This window comes from Methanosarcina sp. KYL-1, assembly GCF_024372725.1.
Lineage (GTDB): Archaea > Halobacteriota > Methanosarcinia > Methanosarcinales > Methanosarcinaceae > Methanosarcina.
On sequence record NZ_VOUA01000017.1, the window covers coordinates 58076 to 84140 of the forward strand.

General features: G+C 48.1%; 27 protein-coding genes. 16 read left to right on the plus strand and 11 right to left on the minus strand.

Annotation, left to right across the window (positions count from 1 at the left end; genetic code table 11):
* Positions 1-7: 7 nt before the first annotated feature.
* Positions 8-1021 carry an FAD:protein FMN transferase gene (locus FTO70_RS11840; RefSeq protein ID WP_255335963.1) on the minus strand — a complete coding sequence of 338 codons (1014 nt, stop codon included), beginning with the start codon at positions 1019-1021 and terminating at the stop codon, positions 8-10.
* 1289 nt (positions 1022-2310) lie between these two features.
* Between FTO70_RS11840 and mmcA the strand changes: the two genes are divergently transcribed.
* From mmcA to FTO70_RS11880, 8 genes are read left to right on the plus strand one after another with little or no spacing between them, the layout of a single operon-like run.
* Complete coding sequence (mmcA, locus tag FTO70_RS11845) at positions 2311-3816, plus strand: methanogenesis multiheme c-type cytochrome (RefSeq protein WP_255335964.1); 1506 nt, start codon at positions 2311-2313, stop codon at positions 3814-3816.
* A 14-nt stretch (positions 3817-3830) separates the two neighbouring features.
* A complete protein-coding gene (gene rnfC, locus FTO70_RS11850) occupies positions 3831-5138 on the plus strand; it encodes an Rnf electron transport complex subunit RnfC (RefSeq protein WP_255335965.1) in 1308 nt (435 codons plus the stop codon).
* The gene (gene rnfD, locus FTO70_RS11855; RefSeq protein ID WP_255335966.1) at positions 5139-5996 is read left to right on the plus strand and encodes an Rnf electron transport complex subunit RnfD; all 858 of its coding nucleotides are present in this window, start codon (positions 5139-5141) and stop codon (positions 5994-5996) included.
* Positions 5993-6553, plus strand: coding sequence for an Rnf electron transport complex subunit RnfG (gene rnfG / locus FTO70_RS11860; RefSeq protein WP_255335967.1), 561 nt, complete (start codon positions 5993-5995; stop codon positions 6551-6553). The genes rnfD and rnfG overlap by 4 nt, the downstream gene beginning before the upstream one ends.
* Before the next feature lie 5 nt (positions 6554-6558).
* Positions 6559-7194, plus strand: a complete 636-nt coding sequence (gene rnfE / locus FTO70_RS11865) for an Rnf electron transport complex subunit RnfE (protein ID WP_255335968.1) — start codon at positions 6559-6561, stop codon at positions 7192-7194.
* A gap of 1 nt (position 7195) precedes the next feature.
* Positions 7196-7786, plus strand: coding sequence for an Rnf electron transport complex subunit RnfA (rnfA, locus tag FTO70_RS11870; protein ID WP_255335969.1), 591 nt, complete (start codon positions 7196-7198; stop codon positions 7784-7786).
* On the plus strand, positions 7783-8589 hold the full coding sequence (locus FTO70_RS11875) for a Fe-S cluster domain-containing protein (RefSeq protein ID WP_255335970.1): 807 nt from the start codon (positions 7783-7785) through the stop codon (positions 8587-8589). The genes rnfA and FTO70_RS11875 overlap by 4 nt, the downstream gene beginning before the upstream one ends.
* Before the next feature lie 59 nt (positions 8590-8648).
* Positions 8649-8984, plus strand: a complete 336-nt coding sequence (locus FTO70_RS11880) for a DUF4870 domain-containing protein (protein ID WP_255335971.1) — start codon at positions 8649-8651, stop codon at positions 8982-8984.
* 284 nt (positions 8985-9268) lie between these two features.
* Here FTO70_RS11880 and FTO70_RS11885 read toward each other — a convergent pair whose 3' ends face one another.
* Together FTO70_RS11885 and FTO70_RS11890 are read right to left on the minus strand one after the other, a co-directional pair.
* Positions 9269-9406: a hypothetical protein gene (locus FTO70_RS11885; protein ID WP_255335972.1), complete on the minus strand. Its 138-nt coding sequence runs from the start codon at positions 9404-9406 to the stop codon at positions 9269-9271.
* A 183-nt stretch (positions 9407-9589) separates the two neighbouring features.
* Positions 9590-10405 carry a hypothetical protein gene (locus FTO70_RS11890; RefSeq protein ID WP_255335973.1) on the minus strand — a complete coding sequence of 272 codons (816 nt, stop codon included), beginning with the start codon at positions 10403-10405 and terminating at the stop codon, positions 9590-9592.
* Between the two features lie 254 nt (positions 10406-10659).
* Here FTO70_RS11890 and FTO70_RS11895 point away from each other — a divergent pair, with 254 nt between their 5' ends.
* The 3 genes from FTO70_RS11895 to FTO70_RS11905 all read left to right on the plus strand — a co-directional run bounded on the left by FTO70_RS11895 (position 10660) and on the right by FTO70_RS11905 (position 12822).
* The gene (locus FTO70_RS11895; protein WP_255335974.1) at positions 10660-11676 is read left to right on the plus strand and encodes a replication factor C small subunit; all 1017 of its coding nucleotides are present in this window, start codon (positions 10660-10662) and stop codon (positions 11674-11676) included.
* Between the two features lie 137 nt (positions 11677-11813).
* Positions 11814-12326, plus strand: coding sequence for a small multi-drug export protein (locus tag FTO70_RS11900; RefSeq protein WP_255335975.1), 513 nt, complete (start codon positions 11814-11816; stop codon positions 12324-12326).
* A 232-nt stretch (positions 12327-12558) separates the two neighbouring features.
* Positions 12559-12822: a 4Fe-4S binding protein gene (locus FTO70_RS11905; RefSeq protein ID WP_255335976.1), complete on the plus strand. Its 264-nt coding sequence runs from the start codon at positions 12559-12561 to the stop codon at positions 12820-12822.
* 161 nt (positions 12823-12983) lie between these two features.
* On the opposite strand, the gene FTO70_RS11910 is transcribed toward FTO70_RS11905, so the two are convergent.
* Positions 12984-13223 carry a histone family protein gene (locus tag FTO70_RS11910; RefSeq protein ID WP_255335992.1) on the minus strand — a complete coding sequence of 80 codons (240 nt, stop codon included), beginning with the start codon at positions 13221-13223 and terminating at the stop codon, positions 12984-12986.
* A 399-nt stretch (positions 13224-13622) separates the two neighbouring features.
* Between FTO70_RS11910 and FTO70_RS11915 the strand changes: the two genes are divergently transcribed.
* The gene (locus tag FTO70_RS11915) at positions 13623-14573 is read left to right on the plus strand and encodes a class I SAM-dependent methyltransferase (RefSeq protein ID WP_255335977.1); all 951 of its coding nucleotides are present in this window, start codon (positions 13623-13625) and stop codon (positions 14571-14573) included.
* Between the two features lie 164 nt (positions 14574-14737).
* Here FTO70_RS11915 and FTO70_RS11920 read toward each other — a convergent pair whose 3' ends face one another.
* Positions 14738-15124 carry a hypothetical protein gene (locus tag FTO70_RS11920; RefSeq protein WP_255335978.1) on the minus strand — a complete coding sequence of 129 codons (387 nt, stop codon included), beginning with the start codon at positions 15122-15124 and terminating at the stop codon, positions 14738-14740.
* 18 nt (positions 15125-15142) lie between these two features.
* Here FTO70_RS11920 and oadA point away from each other — a divergent pair, with 18 nt between their 5' ends.
* The 4 genes from oadA to FTO70_RS11940 all read left to right on the plus strand — a co-directional run bounded on the left by oadA (position 15143) and on the right by FTO70_RS11940 (position 20087).
* Positions 15143-16864, plus strand: a complete 1722-nt coding sequence (gene oadA, locus FTO70_RS11925) for a sodium-extruding oxaloacetate decarboxylase subunit alpha (RefSeq protein WP_255335979.1) — start codon at positions 15143-15145, stop codon at positions 16862-16864.
* A gap of 22 nt (positions 16865-16886) precedes the next feature.
* Complete coding sequence (locus tag FTO70_RS11930; protein WP_255335980.1) at positions 16887-18368, plus strand: acetyl-CoA carboxylase biotin carboxylase subunit; 1482 nt, start codon at positions 16887-16889, stop codon at positions 18366-18368.
* Positions 18369-18475: 107 nt separating this feature from the next.
* Positions 18476-19453 carry a biotin--[acetyl-CoA-carboxylase] ligase gene (locus tag FTO70_RS11935; RefSeq protein WP_255335981.1) on the plus strand — a complete coding sequence of 326 codons (978 nt, stop codon included), beginning with the start codon at positions 18476-18478 and terminating at the stop codon, positions 19451-19453.
* Between the two features lie 97 nt (positions 19454-19550).
* Positions 19551-20087: an S-layer protein domain-containing protein gene (locus FTO70_RS11940; protein WP_255335982.1), complete on the plus strand. Its 537-nt coding sequence runs from the start codon at positions 19551-19553 to the stop codon at positions 20085-20087.
* Positions 20088-20377: 290 nt separating this feature from the next.
* Here FTO70_RS11940 and FTO70_RS11945 read toward each other — a convergent pair whose 3' ends face one another.
* The 6 genes from FTO70_RS11945 to FTO70_RS11970 form a co-directional block, all read right to left on the minus strand.
* Positions 20378-21340, minus strand: a complete 963-nt coding sequence (locus FTO70_RS11945; protein WP_255335983.1) for a coiled-coil protein — start codon at positions 21338-21340, stop codon at positions 20378-20380.
* 30 nt (positions 21341-21370) lie between these two features.
* Complete coding sequence (locus tag FTO70_RS11950) at positions 21371-22045, minus strand: hypothetical protein (protein ID WP_255335984.1); 675 nt, start codon at positions 22043-22045, stop codon at positions 21371-21373.
* A 123-nt stretch (positions 22046-22168) separates the two neighbouring features.
* Positions 22169-22459, minus strand: coding sequence for a DUF424 domain-containing protein (locus FTO70_RS11955; protein ID WP_255335985.1), 291 nt, complete (start codon positions 22457-22459; stop codon positions 22169-22171).
* 171 nt (positions 22460-22630) lie between these two features.
* On the minus strand, positions 22631-24736 hold the full coding sequence (locus tag FTO70_RS11960; RefSeq protein WP_255335986.1) for a minichromosome maintenance protein MCM: 2106 nt from the start codon (positions 24734-24736) through the stop codon (positions 22631-22633).
* Between the two features lie 156 nt (positions 24737-24892).
* On the minus strand, positions 24893-25663 hold the full coding sequence (locus FTO70_RS11965; RefSeq protein WP_255335987.1) for an RNA methyltransferase: 771 nt from the start codon (positions 25661-25663) through the stop codon (positions 24893-24895).
* Between the two features lie 38 nt (positions 25664-25701).
* Positions 25702-25899 carry a 4Fe-4S dicluster domain-containing protein gene (locus FTO70_RS11970; RefSeq protein WP_255335988.1) on the minus strand — a complete coding sequence of 66 codons (198 nt, stop codon included), beginning with the start codon at positions 25897-25899 and terminating at the stop codon, positions 25702-25704.
* Between the last annotated feature and the right edge of the window lie 166 nt (positions 25900-26065).

Here is a 26065-nt window from a genome sequence, read left to right on the forward strand (position 1 = left end):
AAAACTTTCAGTTTTCGTATTCTTCAAACCCGCTGGAGTAAACAAGTCTTCTGTCTTCCGTTACTATAAGGCACTCCACTCCTTCAACGCTTTCGATCATCTCGAGTCCTTCTTCTTCTCCCATCACGAAAACTGCGGTTGCAAAGGCATCTGCATCAATAGCATTTTCCGCAATCACCGTGCTGCTGATGAGGCTTGTGGAAGGGTAACCGGTTCTCGGGTCAGAGATGTGGGAGACTTTTGCGGACTCGTTGAAATAGCGCTCGTAATTTCCACTTGTTGCGACGGCTACGTCCCTGGCTTTAATCACTGTAAGATATTGCTCATTTTTGTTAGGGTTCTGAAGTCCCACAAGCCAGGAGGTACCGTCAGGTTTCTGGCCTATATACTTTCCGTCTCCCCCTGCGTTCACGAAGGCGTTTTCGATCCCGTCAGCTTGCAGGGATTCGATTGCCCTGTCAACTGCATATCCCTTTGCGATTCCTCCTACCGCGACCTTCATCCCCGGTTTGAGGGTTACGTTTCCGTTTTCGATCCTGATCTCTGAATAGTTTACGAGTTCAAGGGTTTCATTGAGCTCTTCTGCAGTGGGGGGTTCGTATGTTCCTCCCGGGCTGAATTTGCTTTTCCAGAGGTCAAGTACCGGCTGGATTGTGATGTCAAAGGCTCCGCCACTGGTTTCCGAATAATACTTAGAGCGTTCAAGTACATTGATGACTGCAGGGTCCGCACCCTGAAGCTTTCCTTCACTGTTCAGGATGTTCAGCTGGCTTTCTTCTTTTGAGGGAGTCATCAGAGCATCAACCCTGGAAATTTCCACAAAAGCATTGTCTATTGCTTGCATGGCTTCGGTTTCATTCGGAGCATACACCATTACCGTGACCGTAGTATCCATAATGCTCCGGGTCTGCTGAAACGCCTGAAGTTCCTGGCTTTCCGCAGGTTCGGTTTGTATGCAGCCTGAAGCAAGAATTGCTGCGGTGATAACCAGTGAAAAGAGTGTTTTGTATCTGGAATCCATAATCTATCAACTTTGCTTACGTTATTTATCCCGTTTTTGGTTTTGTTTTTCGTTCTTCTTTATTTTCTGTTTTTATTTTATTTTCTTTACTTTCCTTTCTTTCCAGGTTTTTTTCAGGTTTTTTTCCAGGGTTTTCTTTAAGTTTTTCTTTAAATTCTTCTTTAAGTTTTTCTTTAAATTCTTCTTTAAGTTTTTCTTTATGGTTCGTTTTTTCCAGAAGCTTTCTTCTTTTTCAGAGGCTTTCCTCTTTTTCGGATCTACTTAATAAGTCTTTATATTCTGTTTTTGTCAGTTCCTTATATACTTACTATTTTTATGTGCATTGTTCTTGTCCTTTTTCTGGAAGTTTTTTGGTTTTTTCCATATTTTTCTTTTATTTTTTAGTCTTCTTACATTTCATATATTATTTCTTCTTTTAATTCCAGGTCCGATTTCTTTTTTTGGTCAATCTCATTTTTTGGTTTTCCTGCTGTCTTTTTTTCGTTTTAGGGCATTTTTCCGTCGAATCTCTTCTATGGTCTTAAAATGTTTTTCCTTTAGCTGTGCGCTTCGATATTTATTTATTACACATTTTATATATATTATATGTTTTTTGTTTCTTCATGTTCCAGCAATCCGTTTTTTGCGGGTTAAAAATGCCTTTTTATGTGGTAGCCGATTGTGGAATCTTTTTTTCTAATCCATCATGTATAATCATGTATTTCTTTTCGGAAAGTTATATATATTAATAATGTGTAATTTTTAAATTATATTGTATATATTTTATATATTTCAATAATATACGCCTCATAATATATATAAAGTATATATTTTTAATACTTTATTAACGTATATTGCATTCCCTAAAACTTATTTCGAAAGAAATAAGTAGTACCTCTGGCAAACATTTTTCGTTGAAGTGCAATTTACCTTTGTTTTTCAGGAATAAAATGGACTATAGTAAGTAAGAAAAGGAAAAGCCGGTGATCGAAAAAGCCTTCAGGGAAACCAGAAGATGCCAACAGGGCCATCTAGCTGTGCGTGCCAGTTCCTTCTCTAACTTGAGGTTTCCGTTTTAATTTAATTCCTGTAATCCCGGAATCCGGATGTGCATTGTGCATCTACTGAAGGTTGGAGGGGACGGCAGTGTATACCTCCTTCTGGCCGTGTACGATCCAGCCGCGGACATCCTTGAATCTCATTCATCGCCCAAAATAAGAATTACTGAAATTTCTTAAAATTTGAAGTATGTTTATTCGGCAAAAATGAACATAACAACGTGAACACAAAAAAGAAAGAATGTGGTCGTTATGAATAGGTTAAATCTGATGGTGTCGGGAGTCGCGGTGCTGCTTCTCGTGCTCGCGGTCGGATACACCTCCCTTGGTTACAGTGGGAATGATGCAATTTCAACCCACTATATGACAAAGGGTGAGTGGTCCGATGCGGTCTGTGGAGTATGTCACTACGGTGCCTACGAGCAAGTAAATAATTCTTATCATGTACAGGTTGATATGGACCGGTGGTCTCCCCTCACGAATTTTGATCTTGAAACGTCCGGAAAGGACGCCTGGGTTGCTGAGTTTGGAAAGTACCACCCGGGTGGGGGACCACTTGCGGAAGAGAAATACGGCATCGCAGTCGATTGCTGGATGTGCCATGAACAGTATGGCCTCTACGACTTCGAAGCCAGAGGAGAGGCTATTGCAAACGGGGATTACGAAAACGCACACAAGGTGGCAATGGAAGAATCCACAAAGGCTGCCCAGACAAGCCCCATTCAAACCTTTACCTACAGTGCCAATCTTTTAACCCCCTACCCCCTGCTGTTCTTCTTCCATGGCGCTGTGAACGGGCCCCCGCATGAAACCTCCTGTTCCGAGCAGTGTCACCTGCAGGATGTGCCAGTAAGGGCTGTTACCTGGGGTTCCGAGGAAGACTACAAAGAATACGATGCTCACGCAAAGAACGGTGTGGAGTGTTTCGAGTGCCACGAAATGGAAGGCTACATCATAACCTCTAACCACCAGATCGGGCGTGGAAACGTATCCGATTCCCCTGACCTTCCGGAGAGCCACTTTGATGATACCATGAAGAGCTGTGATGATGAAGGATGTCACATAGGTATCTCCCACGGGCCCTTTGCAGACTCGCACATGGAGTTCCTTGACTGTACTTCCTGCCACATCCCCATGCTTCCGGGAGGAGAACTGGAAGGTGGCAAGCCTCTCAAGGCCTTCAGCTGGCAGAACGGAGAAAGGGAAGACGTTTACTGGGAAGAAGACTTCCAGCCTGTCCTTGCCTGGTACAACGGAAACTTCGGAGATGTCCTGCCCTCAGTGGACACAAGGAATGACAGTGATGTAAAGCTCACCCCGTTCAACAAGATTACCGGAACCTGGTGGGACGCAGGCACTGACCCCGAAGTGCTCGCAGACCCGAACAACAGTACCTCTACCGGAGACGCGATCCCGGTACAGTACGTGAAGGCTGCAGATGCTGATGGTAACGGAGAGGTTACGGTTGAAGAAATGCAGGCTTATGATGCCGATGGAGACGGCCAGCCGGATTACCCGAATGCCGTACTCAGGACTGTCGAACTCTACTACCAGGTGTCTCACAACATCGTCAGCAGGGATGTAGGAATGATTGACCCCCTGACCTGTAGGGACTGCCACGGAAGTGCAGCTGTTATCGACTGGCAATCCATCGGGTACGTTGAGGACCCGGGAGGAGAGTCGTCAGCAGTCAAGAGCATCGGTGTAACCTACGAGAAGCCGAGGCCTGTGGAAGTTGAACAGGAGCCTGCATTCTAAGGAGGTGGCAAACGTTGAGCGACGTTATCAAACTGGATAAATTGCCTGAAAAGGCGATCATACCCTTAAGGCAGCATGATGGGATTGCATGTGCCCCTCTTGTCAAGAAAGGCGACGAAGTTATCTTTGGGCAGAAGCTCGGGGACTGTGAAGGCAGCGACCTCGCTTATGTCCATTCCCCCTTCTGCGGGACTGTCGCATCTATTGAGTTGATGCCGAATCCCAGCGGAAAAAGGATCTTAAGCGTTGTGCTCACACCTTCGGAGTGCGCACAGTCCGTCGATTTCGTGCCGGAAAAGAACGCTTCCCCTTCAAGGCTAATTGAACTCATCAAGGAAGCGGGCATTGTAGAATACTACGAAAAGCCCACATACCTTGCCTTAAAGCCGGGAAAGAGGGTCGACACTCTGCTTATGAATGCAACTTTCCCCCTGATCACCCATGCTTACCTGAATTCCCTGGACAAGGTCCTCAAGGGGTTCAAGCTCATGCTCGAAGCAGGCGGGATTTCCAGGGGGGCAATTATAGTCCGGGCGGACGACAAGGAATCCATTAAAGCATTCAAAAATGCAACTTTTGAAGGAAAACCCCTTACCGTTGCCCCGATTATCGGAAAGAGGCACGCAGACTACTACTTCGAAGACTCAGAGGACGAAATTCTCGTGCTTGCAGCAGGAAAAGTCACCTATACCCCAACTATGATGAACCTGCTCTCGGCCGATGTGATGGGCAGGAAGATCCCTCTGGGGCACGGACCTGCAGATGAGCATATTGTGGTATGCGGAGTAAAGTCTGCAAAGGCCGTATATGATGCTATATATGAAGGCAAGCCCTACCTCGAAAACGCGGTTACGGTAACTGGAGCTGTCAACAACCCAAGAAGTGTATTCGTCAGGTTTGGCACCCCGATAAAAGATGTGATCGAAGCCTGCGGAGGCTACAAGGGCGAACCTGGCAAGCTTATTGTCAACGGGTCCAGGGGCGGAGTGGCTGTGTACACGGACGAAGCCCCGGTGGTCAAGAACACAACCGGAATCGTTGTCCAGACAAAGGACGAAGTTCTGAGAGATGAAGCGGGGGCCTGTATCCACTGCGCTCGCTGTGTGGATGTCTGTCCTATGAACCTGCTTCCGACCAGGATTGCTTCCTACTCGGATCTCGGAAGATACGAGGAATGTGAGCAGCTGTATGCCATGAACTGCATTGAGTGCGGAGCATGTGCTGTAGTCTGTCCCTCAAAGAGGCATCTTGTGCAATTAATCAGATATTCAAAGCTTCAGATCAACAATATGTGTGCTGCTGAGGCAAGAGGAGGCGACTAAATGCCCTTTACTGTATCCCCACCTCCTCACATAAAGGCAGGTGTGTCGGTTAAGTCATTAATGTGGAGCAGATTTATTGTTCTTCTCCCTGTATGTTTAGCTTCGATTTACTTATTTGGGTTCCCTGCTCTTGGCAATCTTATTGCCGGAGTGCTGGGTGCAGTCTTTATCGAACTGGCAATCCAAAAAACTTTCAAACAAAGAGTCACAATCGGTGATGGAAATGCAGCATACCTGGGTCTGCTGATCGCACTGATGGTTCCCCCTACAGTGCCTTTCTGGATGCCATTTATCGCTGCAGTCTTCGGGGTAGGAGTTGTAAAGCATGCTTTCGGAGGGCTTGGTTCTTATATGTTCCACCCTGCGCTGGCTGCCTGGGTCTTTTTGAAGCTCTCCTGGACCCAGACTATGGTTCCTGCTTCAATTCCTCAGCTTGGTGGGTTCTCAGACCTTATCATTGAAAATGGAGCAGGGTTCCTGGTAGATGCTTCCCCCATTGCAATGATCGGCGTACTGTACCTGATTGCTCGGAAGTACATCGAATGGAGAATCCCCCTGACGTATCTCCTGACAACAGTTTTGCTGGTTGTTTTGCTTGGAGATCCTCTGTCTTATGTCTTTACAGGTTCCTTCCTGCTCGGAGTGTTTTTCATTGCAACTGAAACCTCGACTTCCCCAATTACCCGGAATGGAAGGCTTGTTTACGGTATTGCATGTGGATTTTTAACGGTGATTTACGGGTACTTCACCGGGAATTATATCGAGGGAACTTTTTATGGACTGCTGCTTGCAAACGCCATATCCCCGTTGATTGAACGCTCCACCCTTCCAAAGCCCTTTGGAGGTGTTGAAGCATGAAAAATACGCCAGTTAACATTATTCTAAAAATGATAGTACTTTCAGCTCTTGCGGCTATACTTCTGGCAGCGACCTTTGTCCCCACTGATGCGCAGTTAAAAATATTGCAGCAGCAGCAGGAGGAGGAGGCTTTAAAAGCGGTTTTGCCCTCCGCGGATAGTTTCGAGAGGGTATACGGAGACCAGGTAGATGCTGACGGCAATCCTGTGGTTCTTTACTTCCGCGGGCTGGATGCTTCCGGAAATATTGTGGGATATGCCTTCAAGACCACTCAACCCGGTGCACAGGGCCTTGTACAGATCCTTGGTGGAGTAAGCTCGGATTACAAAACCGTTACGGGAATGGAAGTTATGTCCCATTCTGAAACCCCAGGGCTTGGTTCAAAAATTACGGAACCTGCGTTTAAGTCCCAGTTCGTTGACCTGCCGGTCGCGGACCTGAGTCTTAGTAGCGCTGGTGGGAAAGTTGATGCCATTTCCGGTGCAACCATTTCCTCTACAACGGTGGTGAACTCCCTGCACATGGGAATTGATGATGTAAGAGCTGTGGAAGGGTGATTCATATGGGTGATAATAGGAGTGTAGCAAGCGAATTTATGCGAGGAATTACCAAGGACAACCCAACATTCGGCCTTGTGCTGGGGTTGTGTCCTACCCTTGCCGTCACCACTTCCATTGAAAATGGGATTGGTATGGCTGCAGGGACCTTGTTCGTGCTGGTCGGTTCAAATCTGCTGGTATCAATACTTCGAAAAGAAATTCCTGACACCGTGAGAATTCCGATCGAACTTATTGTCATAGCTACTTTCGTGTCGATAGTGGATATGGTAATGGAAGCTTTTACGCCTGACATATACGCGGCTTTGGGTGTATACATCCCTCTGATTGTGGTGAACTGCATTGTGATCGGACGTGCCGAAGCCTATGCCCTGAAAAATGGAGTATTTTACTCGATAATTGATGCATTTGGTGTGGGCACAGGGTTCCTGCTTATGCTTATGCTTATAGGAGGAATCAGGGAAGTCCTGGGGACAGGCGGGATAAAGCTCTTCGGAGTCCAGTTATTTGATATGGTCTCCATGCTGGGGTACAACCCGATAGGCATTATGACTCTGTCGCCAGGAGCTTTCCTGACCATTGCGGTCCTGATGGCTATTGTCAATTACCGCAGGATTTTAAAGGCTATGAAAGGTGGTTAAAATGGCAGACGCATCTCTATTTGCGGTATTTATGGACGGTGTATTCCTGAAGAACTTCCTGATTGTCCAGTTCCTTGGGCTCTGTTCTTTCGTGGGCGTCACAAAGGACGTAAAAAGCGCATCCGGGATGTCAGGGGCAGTTATCTTCGTTATAACGCTGTCCTCTGTTGTGTCCTATTTCCTGTACACATACATTCTGTTGCCCTTGAGGCTGGAGTACCTGAATACCATAGCCTTCATCATAGTGATTGCAGCTCTTGTGCAGCTGGTGGAGTTTATTGTCAGGAAGCATATGCCTCCACTTTACAGGTCACTTGGTATCTATCTGCCTCTGATCTCCACAAACTGTGCCGTGCTCGGGGCCGTACTGCTTAACGTGATGAATGAATACACCTTCATCCAGAGCGTGACCTTCGGGATTGCTGCAGGAGTCGGATACACTGTTGCAATGCTCATCATGTCTTCCATACGAGAGTGGAGCAACGTGGTCTATGTTCCCCGAGCAGTTGGAAGGGGCGTCACTTACGCCTTCTTCATAGCATTTGTCATGTCTATGTCCTTTGCTAACTACTTCAAGGTGATTCCTCTATGAGCGCAGACCTGATGACCGTAGTCATAAACACTGTTTCGGTGCTTGTAGGGCTCTGTATTGCGGTAGGCGCAATGCTGGTAATCGCCTCCAAAGTCTTTAAAGTGGAAAGCAACCCTCTGGTCGATGATGTAGCTTCCCTCCTTCCGGGAGCCAATTGCGGAGGGTGTGGGTTTGCCGGATGTGCTGCCTGTGCCGAAGCGATTGTCCTGAAAGGTGCACCTATAAACAGCTGCCCTGTCGGAGGGTATGATGTAGCAAAACAGATCGGTGCAGTCATGGGACAGGAAGTTACGGAATCCGAAAAGGAGTTCCCATTCGTCCGCTGCCAGGGTGGACAGGCTCACTGTGTAACCCTCTTTGACTATGAGGGGGTTGAAGGCTGTAAGGCTGCCCTGATGCTCTGCGACTCCAGAAAAGGCTGTACCTACGGCTGTATGGGGCTTGGGACCTGTGTCCGCGCCTGCAAGTTCGACGCTCTCTCTATGGGAGAAGACGGCTTCCCGCATGTGAACAAGAACCTCTGTACAAGCTGTGGGAACTGTATTGCAGCCTGCCCGAACGGCGTGCTCACCTTTGCAAGGGACTCGGAGAAAGTTCATGTGCTCTGCCGCTCCCATGACAAGGGTAAGGATGTTAAGGCAGTCTGTGAAGTCGGCTGTATCGGTTGTAAGAAATGTGAGAAAGAATGCCCTGTAGAAGCAATCAAGGTCACGGACTTCCTGGCGGAAATCGACAGGGAAAAGTGTACCGGATGCGGCGCCTGCGCTGCAATCTGTCCGCAGAAGGCAATCGAGGTCCGGTAAACCCCGGACTCATTTTTTCTTGCAAACCTTTAACCTTGAAACAATAAGAGGTGAAAATGATGCCGTACAAAACTTCATTAGGCTTACCCGAAAACATCGTGGCAGCTCTCAGCTATACAGTTGGCTGGGTCTCGGGATTTATCTTCCTGCTCCTCGAGCGCAAGAACAAATTCGTACGTTTCCATGCCATGCAGTCGGTATTGATCTTCCTGCCGGTTGTCCTTATCATCTTCCTGATGGGCTGGATCCCGTACGTTGGCTGGTTCTTTGCAGATGGTGCCGGGATGGGAGCGATGCTGCTCCTGGTAATCCCTATGTACATGGCCTACAGGGGCTCCAAGTTCAAAATCCCCATCATTGGCAAGATTGCTTACGAGTTTGCATACGGTGAGTAAAGATAAACAGATTTAACCTGAGAAATCGAATTGTCCTGCAAAGGGCAATTCCTCTTCTTCTGTTCTCTTTTTGGATTGTTTCTTCTATCTTCAAATTTTGACATTAGCTTCTTTCTGCTTATCGTGGATTTTTAACTTTTTTTGATTTTAAGTAGTAGTGGAATCTGCAGGTCAAAAAAAGAAAGTACGGATAATCACATTTTTAATTTTATTCTATATAGGGCATCCAGAAAAGCGAGCAGAGGCCTTCCGTTATTCTTGGAAAAAATCCCTTCTCGGCGAAATCATTTTTCTGTAACTGACTCGTACAGTTTTCTCCTTTCCAGGGGCATTGATTCGAGATATTTTTTTGCTTCTTCAGGTGAGACTGCCCCGCGGGTCCCGTCGGGCTCCTGTATGACCACGCCGCTTTCTTCGAGCATCCTGATGCAGATCAGTTCTGAATATGTTTTTTCTGAATTTGGAAACGTCAGGATAAAAAAAGTAAAAGTAAGTCCGCTTGAGCGAGCGAAGCGAGGGAAACGGACCCCGTGCTGCCGAAGCGGAATTCGGCTGGCTCAACTCTGCTGAGAAAAAAGTGAATACATGGTTAATGCAGGGGTTTCTTACGCAATCACTACGCCGTATTTTGCGAATACCTGTGCAAAAGCCTGTCTCATTTCTTCAGCTACCTTTTTTGTTTCTTCCTCGTCTTTGAGGGTTGCAGCGGTTTCGAGCTCGTGGATTTTCAGTTCCACTGCATCCAGGCTGGCTTCGTAGTTTTCGTCCGCACTTTCGGGAGTTTCGGCATTACTTACGCCTTCCCACTGTGCTTCGAGTTCGGGAATCAGGGCCACCACAGCAGCGGTGTCGTTTTTATTTGCGTCCTCAATTGCAATTTCCATTAGCGTGTGGAAGCTGGTCAGGCGGTCGCCCATCAGGTTGATTCCGTTTCTCTGGTGGAGCTCGAAGAAGATGTCTCGCATTGGTTCCAGAGCTTCGTGGGCTGCTCCGATATCATTTTCCAGCAGGTATTCCTGTGAACTTACTGCAATTGCAAGGGCTTCATCCAGGGTTTCCGGCCATTTTTCATCGGCTGCATAGACTGCAGGCGGGTTTTCGACGTATACCGCTTTTACCTCTTCAAGGTCTGATACCAGGCCTTCAAGGGCTGTTGCGGAAGCATTGTAATCTTTTTTGCTGGTCGAGACCAGGGCTTTTACATAATTGGCGTTTGCACTCTGCATCAGGGCTTTGAATTCGGCATCTTCTGCGTCTCCTGCCTCCCCTTCTTCAACTGTTCCCTGGGTTTCCGGCCCCTCCTCGTCTACTCCTTCTTCTGCGGAGGTATCTTCTCCGTTTCCGGAATCCGATACACATCCTGCTCCGAAAATTATCAGTGCCAGTGTCAGCAGGACTGAAATTGCTGTTCTCTTTTTCATATCTATCCCTCATTTTCAGCCTGGAGTTACAGGCTTTAATCTCAGATCTCTTTTTTTCAGGTTTTAAGCTTCTATTTCTTTTATTTTCAGGCTTTGACTTATTTTTTTGCCCGGCTTCCTATTTATCTGCACGTATGCAGAAATGGCCTCTCCTGATGACATTCATCTGCTCTGGATTTTGTTTTTTCGAAATGAAGTCTGCCTGCCATAAATATCGCAAACATTCGAAAGTTTAAATATCATATCCTCTAATTATGGAGCAAGCACTAATGGAGGACTCTAAGATTAAAGAAGAGATCTGGATCGAAAAATACAGGCCTGTAAGGCTGGACCAGGTGGCGGGGCAGGAAGAGGCCATAGAGCGCCTGAAGTCTTATGTGGCGACGAAAAACCTCCCGCACCTCCTTTTTTCCGGGCCTCCGGGCGTTGGGAAAACCGCTTCTGCGGTTTCCATTGCCAGGGAAATTTTCGGGGAAGAGCTCTGGCGGGAAAACTTTACGGAACTTAATGCCTCGGACGAAAGAGGGATTGATGTAGTCCGGAACAAGATCAAGAACTTTGCAAAAACCGCTCCGATAGGTGGAGCCGGGTTCAAGATTATTTTCCTGGATGAAGCCGACGCCCTTACCTCAGATGCCCAGTCCGCACTCCGCCGGACCATGGAGCGCTTTAGCAGCAACTGCCGCTTCATCCTTTCCTGCAATTACTCCTCCAAGATCATCGAGCCAATCCAGTCCCGCTGTGCTGTCTATCGGTTCAGGCGGCTTTCCGACGGAGCCATTCGGAAGCGCCTTGAGTACATTGTTGCAGACCAGGGGCTGTCCATCACCGAAGACGGGTATGAAGCCCTTGTCTATGTAGCCCAGGGGGACATGCGAAAAGCCGTAAATTCCCTCCAGGCGGCAGCCTTCATTGACCGGGAAAAGCCGATTTCCAGGGAGACCATATACCGGACCACCGCAACCGCAAATCCGGAGGAGATCAAAGAAATGATCGAGACCGCCCTTCTCGGGAACTTCAGGGCTGCCAAAAAGGAACTGGACAGGCTGCTCTATGAAGAGGGGCTCTCAGGCGAGGACATTGTGGGGCAGATCTACAGGGTAATTTCCGACCTGAACAATCTTGAAATTCTGGACCTCGGGCTTTCGGAAAAGCGCATGGTTGAACTCGTGGACGTTATCGGGGAGATTGATTTCCGGCTCACTGAAGGAGCCAGTGAGAAAATCCAGCTGGAAGCCCTGCTTGCGCACTTTGCGCTTTCCGGGGAATGAATCAGGTTAAATGGATGATTCAGTAAAATGGATGATTCAGTAAAATGGATGATTCAGTAAAATGGATGATTCAGTAAAATGGATGATTCCGGTTAAATGGATGAATTCGGGCAAATAGATGAACCAGGTAATAAGATATGTCTGTTGAAGCAGCGTTAGTAGAAATGTTACAGGCTGTTCCTGACTGGGGTGCAACCATGGTTATCGGGGCTCTCCCGATTTCCGAACTGAGAGGGGCAATCCCTGTCGCTATGGGAGTCTACGGGATGACTCCTTTTGAGGCTTACTTCTTTTCGGTGCTCGGAAACCTTCTCCCGGTTGTCCCTCTCCTGCTTTTCCTGGAGCCGGTTTCGGACTACCTGAGGCGATTCAGGATCTTTGATATCTTTTTTACCTGGCTCTTTGCAAGGACTCGCCGCAACCACACTGAAAGGTTCGAAAAATACGGGACCCTTGCCCTGACCCTCTTCGTTGCCGTGCCCCTGCCTGTTACCGGGGCCTGGACAGGCTGCGCAGCAGCTTTCGTCTTCGGGATCAGGTTCAGGCATGCTTTGCCGGCAATAGCTGCCGGAGTGATGATTGCAGGGGTCATTGTGACCTTGCTTACAATGATGGGCATCGGGCTGGCTGACCTGATTTTCGGAGTCTGATTTATGGCCTGATTTTCAGGGCCTGGTTCTAGCCTGATTTTCGAAGTCTGGTCATTGCCGGATTCTTCGAAATCTTCATATATCTTAAAAATATCAAATATATCATAGACAGGACAAATATAAATTTATAATTATACTTACGCCAGTCCATGCTTTTACAGTTTCTTACGATAATTTACGATAATAATACTCCGTCCTCTGGCAATTTTTTGACTTTTTGAGGTGATTTTTAATGGCAAAAGCAGATAAGAAAAACAAACAAATTGTACAGTCTGATAAGTGTATTGGGTGCGGGATCTGTTATTCCGTCTGCCCGGTAAACGCAAAGTTGATGAAAAGCGACGATTTTGATCCCGATACCGCTGATCTTGCCATCAGGATCGTGGACGGGATGGCCATTATCAACGACGAGTTCTGCATCCGCTGCGGAGCCTGCTCAAAGATCTGCCCGGTGGAATCCCTGACCCTTGTGGAACTGGAATCCGCAACCGCATAAGCGGCAGGTAGATCTGGAAAAATCCGGAAAAATAGGGAAATGCTGTTTTTCAGCATTCCGTTTTCTTATTTTATCCCTGATTTTGATTGTTCCAGGTCGTTTTTCATAAAGCCTTAACAGAAACCCCATGAACCTTCAGTTCAGGGGCAGTTGATCCTGTCTTACAGCATCTCTTTTGCTAGTTTTATGTCTTCGGCCTTTACGGTTTTTCTGCCTGCATGTTCTGCAAGTTTTATAGCTTCTCTGGATATTTCAAGTCCATATTCTTCCAGGATTTCCGTAAGGGCCATTCCTGCACTTTCACTGACTCTCTGGGCACCTGCGGTTCTTATTAAACGCTCGATTGGCGCGAATGGTATAACTTTTGCCATATTATCCTCCAATCTTCTTCGGTTGTTAATATAAATCCCTTCCTTACTTTGATTTTGGAATTACATCCTATATATACTTTATCTAATATCGGGGGATTATACATATCTTATTCAGCTTTTAATGCTTTCTTTCTCCTTTATTTACTTTCTCAAGCTTTTTTATCTCTTTTTTGACTGCATGCTATTTTTTTAAGGTTTTTTCCTGCCTTTAAACTTCTGATTTACAGTTTTTTAAAGGCGCATGATAGTCACCCTGAGGGCGTTAAGTATAGAAAAACCCGGTTCAATAGGCTCTATTTTTTCGCATCCTTTTTTTTCAACCTGATTTTTTCGCCTTTCCTTTTTTCAAATTCTGCGAGCTCTCTTTTTGAAATCTTAATATCTTTTTTTTCGAAATCTTGATATTACATTATCCGAATCTACACAAACATGCTTTTACAGGAACTCCTTGGCATTGATGAAAATATCTATCTGGTTGAAGAGAGCTACCTTGCCCAGCGGGCAATTAAGTCAACCCTCCAGTACCTTTCCGGGGTCCGGAATTTCCTGGGCGGCCAGAGTGTGCGGCTCCTGAGGGTCCGGGAAGGGGAGTCCACACTGGGGCTGCTGCTTTTCAATCCCGGAGATGAGGATGTTCCTGTGGATTTCTGGTCGGTTTTTACAGGGGCTCTTGCGGCAGCGCCGCTTAAAGCCGAGTTCGAGTCCTCTGCGGATCTAATCCTTGCCCTCAATTCCCCTGAGAAGGAAATTGAAGTTTCCGCCGAACTCTGGAGGGACGCTGTCAACGAATACTATTCCCTTATGCTTGTGAGCCGGAACCTCTGTTCCGTATGCAATGTCAGGCCCGAGTCCTATGGAAGTGTTTTCTCCGAGAACCGGGTGCAGAAGGTCTCCGGGATTTTCGAAAAGCTCCGGGAAAATGGTTATTCTCCCGGGGGAAAGGTACTTGAAGTCTGCTGCGGGAACGGGATGTCCACGCTTGCCCTTTATCGGCTCGGGCTGGACCCTCTGGCTGTGGAAGTAAACAAGTGCACGGTCTGCCAGGGGCTTGAACAGGGGGTCCTGAACCCCAGAAAGGCTCTCGTAATGGATGCCAGGGCTCTTTCCCGGTACTTTGAGCCCGGGAGTTTTGATGTTGTGCTGGGTTTCATGCTGGGGCTGGTCTATGAGTTTAACAGTGAGCTATGGACAGGCATCATGCGGGAAGCTGCGGCCGTTTCACGGAATGGGGGCCTTCTGCTCTTTACCGTAAGCAGCAAGCCGGAGATTGAAATCCTTGCCGAAGCCCTCCGGAATGCGGGAGTCGAAGGGGAAATTGTGGACAATACGGATGCTGAAGGGGTTTATGACCAGTGGTTTTTTGTGGGCCGGAAAAATTGATCTGTTTAACAGCTATGTTTCCCTCTCCCCAACCTCCACTCTTTTTTATGCTCTTTCCTTAGGTCCTTATGACTCCTCCCAATAAATCCTCCATATGACACCTCCTCATAAATTGTGTGTCAGTTTTTTCCCAATTTCGCCAACATGCAAAGGCATTAATGAATTCAAAATCGGGCAGTCTCTTCTCTGAAATTTGTAAATATTTTTAATGTTAACGCTGGCGAAAAGTATATACTTGTTAACAATACTATTAGTACAGTATTTCCTTCACTGCAAATATTTCTCGAGTTTCGCAGGCGGTGCCCGCAAAACCGATCTTCCTGAAAAATAGTTGCAATTTCTTCGGGGTCCTGCAAATCCAGGCTGGAAAACTCTTCAGGAGAATTGCCGTAAACTGTAATTTTATCTTTCGGGAACTCATTAACTTCAAAAAACTCAATAAACCTAATTGAACTTTCAATAAACCTTACTAAACCCCCAAAGGTTCCGGAAGCCTCTAAATATTCCGGAAAAATCCCATTTATTATGATTATGATATTATTCTGATTCAATTTTAAAGAGGTTCATCCATGAGTGTAAAAATTACCGAAACCGTCCTCCGGGATGCACACCAGTCCCTCCTGGCAACCAGGATGCGGACAAGGGACATGCTCGAAGTGGTTGAACAGCTGGACCAGATCGGTTATTTCTCCCTCGAGATGTGGGGAGGTGCTACCTTTGATAGCTGTATTCGTTACCTGAATGAAGACCCCTGGCAGCGTCTCAGGGATATCAAGAAAAAGATGGACAATACATACTCCCAGATGCTGCTCCGGGGACAGAACCTTGTCGGATACCGGCACTATCCGGATGACGTGGTTGAAAAATTCGTTACCAAAGCCTATGAAAACGGAGTGGATATCTTCCGGGTCTTTGATGCGGTCAACGATATCCGGAACATGGAACTCTCTATAAAGGTTGCAAAGCGCCTGGGAGCCCATGTACAGGGTACTGTCTGCTACACCATAAGCCCCGTACACACAGTGGAAAAATACGTGGAGCTTGCAAAGCAGCTCGATGAGCTGGAGTGTGATTCCCTCTGTATCAAGGACATGGCAGGCCTCCTTTCTCCTAATGAGGCCACGGAGATCATCAGGGCCATGAAAAAGGAAATTTCCATCCCCATCTCCCTGCACTGCCACTGCACTTCGGGAATGGCTCCCATGAGCTACATGGCAGCTTGCGGGGCAGGAGTGGACATCCTGGATACCGCCCTTTCTCCCCTTGCCTGGGGCACTTCCCAGCCCCCCACCGAGACCGTTGTTGCAGCCCTCAAGGGCACTCCTTACGACACCGGGTTGGATCTTGGGGCTTTTGAAGAAGCAGTCAGGTATTTCAAGGACTTAAAAGAGAAATACCGCGGAATTCTGGACCCCATTTCCGAGCAGATCGATACCAATGTCCTGATCTACCAGATCCCTGGCGGCATGCTCTCAAACCTGGTTTCCCAGTTAAAAGAGCAAAATGCCCTTGACAAGTACAACGCCGTGCTTGACGAGATGCCGAAAGTCAGGGAAGAACTCGGTTACCCGCCTCTTGTGACTCCCACCAGCCAGATCGTGGGCACCCAGGCAGTGCTGAACGTGCTCATGGGCGAACGCTACAAGGTCATTCCAAAAGAGGTCAAGGACTATGTGCGCGGGCTTTACGGGCGTTCTCCTGCACCAATAAGCCCGGAAATGATCGGAAAAATCATCGGGGACGAGGAACCCATTCACTGCCGCCCTGCCGACCTCCTGAAGCCAGAGTATGAAAAGCGGAAGAAGGAAGCCGAGGAAATGGGTATTGCAAAGTCCGAAGAAGATATCCTTACCTACATCCTTTATCCTGCTATTGCCCCCAAGTTCCTTAAAGGAGAGATGGAAGAAGAAGCCCTCGCAGTTGTTGCTCCGGCTCCTGCAGTGCCGCAGGATTACACGATTCCCACCCTTTTCAGGGTTGAGGTGGACGACGAGGTCTTTGAGGTAAAGGTCGAACCCATCGGAGGAGGAGTTTCCATCTCAGAAGCTTCTCCCAAAAAGCCAGGTGCAGAGTCCGTGAAAGGGGCTGTTACCAGTTCAATGCAGGGCATGGTGCTTTCCCTTAAGGTCAAGGTCGAGGACTCCGTTAAAGAAGGGGACACCGTTGCTGTCATCGAAGCCATGAAAATGGAAAATGCGGTTCATGCCCCTCATGCCGGGACCGTAAAGGAAATCTTTGTGGCTGAAGGGGACACCGTCTCTCCGGGCGACCTGATAATGTCAATCGAGTGAAGCGAGATAAGCGGAGGGTATCATGTTCAAAAAAGTACTCGTTGCAAACCGCGGTGAGATCGCAATCAGGGTTATGCGTGCCTGCAGGGAACTGGGAATTTCCACGGTAGCCGTCTGTTCGGAGGCCGACAAAAATGCCCTCTTTGCCAAATACGCCGACGAAGCCTTCCTGATAGGCCCGGCCCCTTCCAGCCAGAGCTACCTGAACATGGAAGCCATCATTACAGTTGCAAAAAATACCGGGGCGGAGGCCATCCACCCTGGTTACGGTTTCCTTTCCGAAAACCCTGTCTTTGCAAAGCGCTGTGAAGAAGAAGGAATCATTTTCATAGGCCCCCCAAGCCACGTGATTGCCGAAATGGGGAGCAAGATCCGGGCTAGAAACCTCATGATGAAGGCCGGGGTGCCCGTAGTTCCGGGGACAAAGGATGCAGTTGAAGACGTGAACGAGGCCATGGAGGTTGCGGAAAAGATTGGCTATCCGGTCCTGATTAAAGCGTCTGCAGGAGGCGGTGGGATCGGAATGAAGGTCGTCCATACAAGAGACGAGTTTGCCGCTTCTCTCAGTTCCACCCAGAAAATGGCCGGTTCGGCTTTCGGGGATTCTTCCGTATTTATTGAAAAATACGTGGAGGAGCCCAGGCATATCGAGATCCAGATCCTGGCCGACGCCTACGGGAACACGCTCTATCTCTCGGACAGGGAATGCTCCATCCAGAGGAGGCACCAGAAGCTGATTGAAGAGGCCCCTTCCCCTATCATGACTCCCGAACTCAGGGCGCAGATGGGAGATGCCGCCGTGAAGGTGGCAAAGGCAATTGGCTACGTAAATGCAGGGACCGTGGAGTTCCTCTATTCGAAGGGCAACTTCTATTTCCTTGAGGTCAATACCCGCCTGCAGGTGGAACACGGGATTACCGAGATGGTTACCGGAATTGACATCGTAAGGGAGCAGATCAGGGTTGCCTGCGGGGAAAAGCTCGAATTGAACCAGGAAGACATCGTCATTGACGGGCATGCTATTGAGTGCCGGATTAATGCCGAAGATCCCTTAAACGACTTTGCTCCTTCTCCGGGAAAGATTCGGAGGTACCGGTCTGCCGGAGGGCCCGGGGTCCGGGTGGACAGCGGCGTGCATACAGGGTATACGATCTCCCCGTATTATGATTCGATGATCTCGAAGCTCTGTGTCTGGGCGAGGACAAGGGATGCAGCAATTGCCCGGATGGAGAGGGCTCTATACGAATACGTGGTTGTGGGAGTTAAGACCAATATTCCCTTCCATAAGGCGGTTATGCGAAACCCGGCTTTCCGGAGAGGTGATCTTACAACCGGCTTTATCGAAGAGCAAAATATCCTGGAATCCGTAGAAGAAGTTGTCAAGGCAGACGCCGAAAAAGGGGCAACTCTGGCCTCGGCCCTGGAAGCAAAGGACAAGAAGGTTGCAGCGATCACTGCTGCCGTGCAGAGCTATGTCAGCATGGCCCAGAAAACACAGCGGTAATCCGGCTCCTCTTAAGAGGTGTATCCGGAATAATGGTCTGTTTGACATGAATAATATGTTTGAACCAAGGCGATATTAGATAGAACGCATACATACGGGGTGCACGGATGGGAGATAAAAGGTCTCGAATAATCAAGGCGCTTAAGGATGCACAGAAAACCCCTGTCTCCGGGGAAGAACTGGGGCTCAAGCTCGGGATTTCCAGGACAATGGTCTGGAAGTACATCAAGTCTCTCCAGGCCGACGGCTATGAAATCGAGTCGTCCCCCAAGAGAGGATACGTCCTGAAATCCGTGCCTCAACTCCTTTATCCGGATGAAATCCAGATGGGGCTCAAGACGACCCTGCTGGGAAAAAAGATCCATTATTTCGATGAGGTAAGCTCCACCAACAGCTTTGCAAAGGAGATTGCAGTTTCCGAAGAAGAAGGAGCCCTTGTGATCGCCGAAGTGCAGAAAGGCGGAAGAGGCCGCATGGGCAGGGAATGGATATCTCCCCACGGTGGGGTGTGGATGTCAGTAATCCTGAAGCCCGGGGTCCCTCTCCGGCACGCTTCCAGGCTGACCCTTGTGGCCGGGCTTGCTGTTGCCAACGTGATCCGCGACATGGGCCTTGATGCCCGTATCAAGTGGCCCAATGATGTCCGGATCAACGGAAAGAAGGTCTGCGGAATCCTGACCGAAGCAAAAGCAGAAGTTGACAGGGTTGACTATGTTGTGCTGGGGATAGGGATCAATGCGAACATGGACTTAAAGGACATTCCCGAGTCTTTCCGGGCTGGTTCCACCACTCTAAAAGCGGAACTTGGGAAGCACATCAGGAGGGTCCAGTTTCTGCAGGACCTTCTCTTCGAACTCGAACAGCAGTATATCCGCTTCAAGACCCAGCCTTTTTCCCAGCTCCTGAACGACTGGCTTGCCCTTTCAGATACAATTGGAAAGGAAGTAAAGGTCACCACTCCTTCCCGCATTATCGAGGGCAGGGCAGTGGGAGTGACCCCTGACGGGGCTCTCGTGATCAGGAAGGCGGATGACACGAAAGAAGAGGTCATAGCAGGCAGATGTATCTATGTGCGCCCTAAATGAGCGTGGAAGAAGAAAGCGGAAAACAAGGTTTTTTCCTTCGCTTTCTTTATCCCTTCCGGCCCTTTTTCTTTCTATAGTCGTTCTCTTATTCTTCTCCATGAGCTTCAATACCATTCCGGCGGCGGCAGCCTCTGGTGGGGGAGAAAGGCTCTCCATTATTCTGATTGATGGAGATGAATTGTATGTAAGGTCCGGGGATTCTCATACTTTTTTACAGGGGTATCAGCTCTGTGTTAAAGGGGCGGACCCCGAAGCCAGCAGGGTCTGGCTTGAACTCCGCAGGGAAGATGTCGTCCTGCAGGACATCATCGCTACCAGAGGCACAGGTTTTGTGTATTCCCGGAACTCTTCCGAAATCCTGAACCTTACGGTGGATACCATTTATGCAGGGCCCGAAGGGGTCCTGGTTCGTTTTTCTCCGGTTTACCAGTACCTTGACCCGAAACTTCCCAGGCCTCAGACGCCGGCCGGGCCTCTTCCCGATGCTTCGGAAAACCTTTCCTCTCAATTCCCGGGGACTGGAACTCAGGTAGAGGGTTTTGATACGCATCTTTTCCTGCTGGGTTTCGGGGCCGTACTCCTGGTTACAGGCTTTTTCGCAGGAAGAGGCAGAAAAAATGAATATAAAAAATGAATCTAAAACTGAATCTAAAACTGAATCTAAAACTGAATATAAAAAATGAATCTAAAACTGAATATAAAAAATGAATCTAAAACTGAATATAAAAAATGAATCTAAAACTGAATATAAAAAATGAATCTAAAACTGAATATAAAAAATGAATCTAAAAAAGGAAGTTCAATATGAAAGAAAAAAGCCAGATGGCTTTTTTCTGAAAAAATTTATCTGTTTAAAATAAAACAACAGGGACGTTTTTTGGAAACACAGTTCTCTGCTTAAAACTGTTCTTGATTCCGGTTTTTTCAATCGTTTGAAGAGAATTTCACGTCTCCTTTCTCTATCAGGAGTTTCAGGTCTTCCAGGCTCAGGCGGGCATTTTTCTGGAGCTTTTCCCGGGCATCGCTGTGCTTCTGGGTTACTGCGTGCTCATCTTTCTTGAGCTGGACTTCCTTTAACCTGTCAAGGTATGCAGCGAGTTCCTTTCTGCTGTTGTCAATGCTGGCTTTGAGGGGATCAATTTTTTCTTTGATTGAATTTATGTTTGTAATTTTATCCGTAAGCTGGGCGTGGTACATATTTGCTTCTTTTCGGATTTCATCAGCGGCCTTGAAATTTTCGAGCATTTCGATGTGGCAGTTCTGGGACTCTTCGGAAAGGGCCTGGATCTTTTCATGAATTTCGTCGCCCTGGGTGTGTATCCCCTTCGATTCCCTGTAACTTTCCTGGATCAGGGCATGCATTTCGTTTGCTTTCTTTGCGGCTTCCAGGCGTTTCCCCAGGTCATTTAATTTCTGGAAGATCTTGATTTCCACGCCAAGAGGCAGTTCCTTGTCGAAGAAAGCTTCCCGTTCAGCCTCATAAGCTTTTGAAAGGGCTTCTACGCTCCCGTGGGAAAGCCGGTTGTACTCATCCCGCTTTTCCTTGAGTTCCGCAATTCCGGAAAACAGTTCCTGGGTCCTGGCGTTTACAATGCTCCTGTTTTCTTTATACTCGCCAATCAACTTGTTAATCTCGTCTCGCTTATCTCTAAGCTCCTGTGCTTTTGCAACCCGTTCCTTAACTTGCTGGTTCAGGGAGTCCCTCTTTTCTTTAAATTCGCCGATGTCGGTCCGGTTCAGTTTCAGTTCCTTGAATACCGAACTCAACTGCCTCTCATTTCTTTCTATCTTGCTCCTGAGCTCGTTTACCCTGTTCTTCAACTCCCTCTCGTTAAGGTTTGAAAGGTCGGCCGTTGCAATTTCTGCTGTTGAAACGTCGTTGTCCATGTACTACCACCCGCTTGTTTTCGGAAGGGCTTACCCTTCCATTTTTTCCCAGTACCTGAGGGCGTCCTCATGGCTTTTTATTTTGCTGTTCAGCCATTTGTGCTGGGGTTTGCCTTTGGAGATTTCCTGGCTTTTACTGCCATCGTCCTCTTCCAGCTGTTTTTCATCCTCTTCTATCTTTTTGATTTCCAGGTTAGGGTTCAGTGCCTCATCGATTTTAACTTCGATCTGCAGGATGATGCTTTCTTCAAGCCCCGCTCCCTGAGCAAATTCTCGCAGGTTTTCTTTAAATTCACCTGCAAGCCTCTGCTCTTCTGAGGGTTCGGCCTGTCCCTTGAGTTTTTTCAGATCTTCCTGGAGTTTATCTGCAGGCATAGGGTCAAGTTTCGGAAGAAGCTCTTTTTCAAGCAGCCCTTCCGCTTGATGGTAAAACTGCTGGCGTTTTTCCCTGAGGATCTCCTTGCGCTCCTTCATCTGGTTTCTGGAATCCCTGGCACTTTTGACCTCGCCTTCAATCTGGCCAAGCCGTCCGTCCAGTTCTTCGAATTCTTTTTTATATTCTTCCAGAAATCGCCTGTGTTTTTCCACAACCCCGGAAACTAGCTCCCCTGTGGTCAATATTTTTGTCCCGGCTTCTTCGCTGCTTTCGTTCACAGTATCACTATTTGCAGTTGAATTTGATAAATATATTATTCTATCTACCATTTTTCTGCCTCCTTATTCCGCGTCCTCGTCTTGCGGATGCCGAACAGAGCCAGAAGGGCTGCCTTCAGGCAAGCTGCAGTGCCTTTCAGTGACCGGCCCTTCAGATTGCCGAATTCCCAGGCTTCATACCCTGAAGACCTGGGCATGGGGCACGCCTGAGATCATGATCACGGAGTCAGGATCGATAAACCCGCACTTTATGGCACAATTGATCGTTTTTTCCCCGAAGAGGTTGACAGTAGTGGCTTTTTCCAGGGCTTTTTGGAGTTCCGCTTCGGAAACCTCTTCCCCCTCATAAAAAGCTCTGCTAATCTCCACAGTGGCTTTGCCGTGTTTCAGGTTTTTTCCAAGCACTTCCCGGTCACAGGCTGCAACAAGGAAATGTTCCCCGTTTTTATAGGTTTTCAGGTACATATTTTCCCTTTGAGTAATATTTCACCCTTTTAGTATTTACAGCTTAACTATCCATGCTTTATTTATAAGTTATTTGTATAGTTATTTGCAGGGCCTGATTTTTCCCCATTTTCCGGAAAATATGTCAGGCTTTCATAAAGATATCAGGCTTTCAGTGTGAGGCTGATCTCCTCAGTTGACGAGCCTGATGTGGATCTGGTCCGGGGCAACAAGGTCTCCTCTCTGCCGCATTTTCTTTATGTACTCTTCGGCATGGATCCTGTCGATTCCGTACTCTTTCTCAGCTTCGGCATACACTTCTTCCAGTGGGGCCTTGCTGCCCGGGTGCCTCTCACATACCTTCTTAATAACGTCTTTCAGGATTTTTATTTTGTTCCTCTGGCTCATGCTTGTGCCTGAAGCAATTATATCCGCGTCAAGAGCTCCGGTTTCCGGGTCCACTCCCACGTTTTTCAGGCAGTTCATGACAATTCTGATTGTCCTTTTTGCATCTTCCAGAGTGGCTATATTGCTCAGGCGGACCCTCGCGCTGGCTTCCGAGAGTCGGACCAGGGCCTCAAGCTGTCTTGCGGTCACGGGCACGGGCGTGTTCTTGCCTTCCCCGCTCTTCCTGAGGTCCGTATAGAAATTGATCAGGTGGCTCCTGGCGTTGTCTTCCATCACCGGGTAAACGTTTTTCCGGGCGTATGCGACGTATTTTCGCATGATATCGGCTTCGATGACAGGTTCGATCACTTCCAGTTCGGCTTCAACGAATTCTTCGGTGATGAGAGAACCCGGGAGCTTTTCCCGCTGTTCATGCAGTTCTCCTGCATAATGGGACTGAAGGATATGGTTTGCGATCCTGCTGTCCAGGGCGTGGTTCGGAGTGTCGAGCAAAACGAAGATAAGGTCAAAACGGGAGAGCAGGGCCGGAGGCATGCTTATCTGTTCTGCCAGGCCTTCATACCTGTCAAAACGGCCGTATTTCGGGTTTGCAGCTCCCAGGAGGGCGCAGCGGGACTTCAATGTGGCAATGATCCCCGCCTTGGCTATGCTTATGGTCTGCTGTTCCATTGCCTCGTGCAGGGCACTCTTGTCCTCTGTCTTCATCTTGTCCATTTCGTCTACGGCGGCAACTCCCATATCAGCCATCACAAGCGCCCCTCCTTCTATTGTCCACCTGCCGTCGTTCAGGTCGTCTTTGACAGCAGCTGCGGTAAGCCCGCTTGCAGAAGCGCTCCGGCCCGAGGCAAAGACGCCTCTTGGGGAGAGCTTGACCACATAGCGGAGGAGCTGGCTTTTTGCAATGCCCGGGTCGCCTACAAGCATCATGTGGATGTCACCCCTGATCCTTGAGCCGTCAGGAAGGTTTTTCACAACTCCTGAAAAGAGCTGGAGGGCCAGGGCTTCCTTGATGTCTTCATACCCGTAGATGGAAGGGGCAATCGAGCCTATTATCTTATCATAGATGGCCGGGTCCCGCGAGAGTTCGAGAATTTTTTCCTCGTCTTCGGGAGTGATTTCAAGCTCGTCGAAATCCTGGTCCAGGTGCTCGATTGAGTTTGCCTCCAGTACAAGGTCATAAAAGGTGGATTTCCCGTCCTTCAGGGCACGCTGCCTTGATTTCAGGACGCCGTTGATAATCACCCTGTCCCCGGGGGTGACGTTCCCCGTGAGGTCGTCTTCCGAGTCCACCTCCAGGCTCTGGGGCTGAGAACCCCCTTTAAGGTTCTCGGGGGATTCCTGGATCTGGAGTTTCTGGGCATCTACAAAACTGGAGTCTTCGATTGAGACCTTAAAAGGCCCTTTTTTCCCGCATGTCTCGTTTTCACAGCCTGCAAAGGGTTCTTCGAACTTGAAGCTGTTTTGTTCCACAAGGGTAAGGTGCCCGCAGCGCAGGCACTGGAAGGCGGCTTTTGTGATCCTGGGCCTGACTTCCGTTGCTTTCCTTATCATGCCTTCGATTGCGACAAAGCGGGAAAGGTGTTTGCTCCTCAATTCCCTGATAGGGATCCGGTTAGGGATTTTTATTATCCTTACATGGGCCTGCTCGAATTCCTTTTCCACAGGCAGGTCGATTTCTTTGAGTGCAGCTTCGGCTGCCTCTATCAGTTCTCCGGGGCGTTCAAGGAATTCTTTTGAGAGTTCCCTGTCGAACTTCTCTATGTCGGTAAAGTCAACCGTGAGGCTTCTCTGGTCCGGGTACTCGTTTGCAAGCTGGAGGATTTCGTTCCAGTAATAATCTTTAAAGAATTTTTTTAGTTTTTCGTTCCACTTGCTTTCGGCTTCTGTCATGTTCAGTCCAGTTCTCCCCGGAATTCTTTAGTTCGCGTGTAAAAATTTATACTCTTGATCTGGTTTTCTTCGACAAAGTGCCCTCTGCTTAAAACCAGGTTCTAAAAATGTTGGAAAAAACGTACATTGGATCCTGATGTAAGAAGTGGTTTATTCTCATATGAACTTTTCTATACTTTCTGAACTTTCAGAACCTTTTGTTTCCTGAAGGTCTTCAGGTTCAGTTGCTGCATATCCTATCTTTCTTTCTATTTTCCTGATAACACCTCTCAGGGTCTGGACTTCCCGCGGGGTCAGCCCTGCCCTCCCGAAGATCCTCCTCAGCATCAGGAAAGTTTTGTCCTTTTTGTGGGGTGGGTAATCTATCTCATTCAGGAGCTCTTCCAGGTGCCCGTATAAGAGTTGCAGGTCAAAGCCTTCGGCGAGAGGGTTATTGCCTCCTTCAAGCCCTGATAGCTCGTAGAGGATAACTGCCACGGCATGGGAGAGGTTCATCACGGGGTATACTTCGGAGGTGGGGACCGTAATAAGCGTGTCAAAGCTTTTGAGTTCTTCGTTTCGGAAACCGTTGTCTTCGCGTCCGAAGAGGATCGCGACGGTACCGCTGTACCCTTTGAGTTTTTCCTTGAGCTCCGTGGGAGTGTAGAGGGGAAGGCGGATGTGTTCTCCTGTTTTATGGCTTGCGGCTCCAGTGGTTCCTATGACCAGGTTTGCACCTTCTACGGCTTCTTCGATGCTTGAAGTGATCCTGGCCCCTTCCAGCACGTCTCTTGCATGGGACGCCATGGCTCTTGCCTGCCCTTCCAGTTCACAGGGATTTACCATGACCAGGTCCGAATACCCGAAGTTTTTCATTGCCCTTGCAACCGAACCCACATTTCCCTGGTACATGGGCTCCACAAGCACTACGCGAATCTCAAGCGACACGTTTTCTCAAATCCTACAGCATTTTCCTGTTTTCAAAATCAGTTTTCGAGGGTTATTGCGTCTTCCATGCAGACGGTTGTGCACATCCTGCAGCCAAGGCAGTAGGACGCGTCCTTTACGACGCAGACCTTTTTCCCGTCCTTTTCTTCTATGGAATACACCCTCGGACCTTTCGGGCAAGCTGCCTTGCATGCCCCGCAGCCTGTACATTTCTTTTCATCAATATAAATTTTCATATTGATTACTCCCCATTCTTCAAGAGCTATATTTTATTCGTAACTATTCAGCCCTACTTTGATTAATGTCAATTTTTCCTCGGAAGGAGGAAAAATTGCATATAAAATAACATTGTTTTTTCAGCATCATGCTTACACGTGAAGAGATCCTTGAAATTTATGAAGC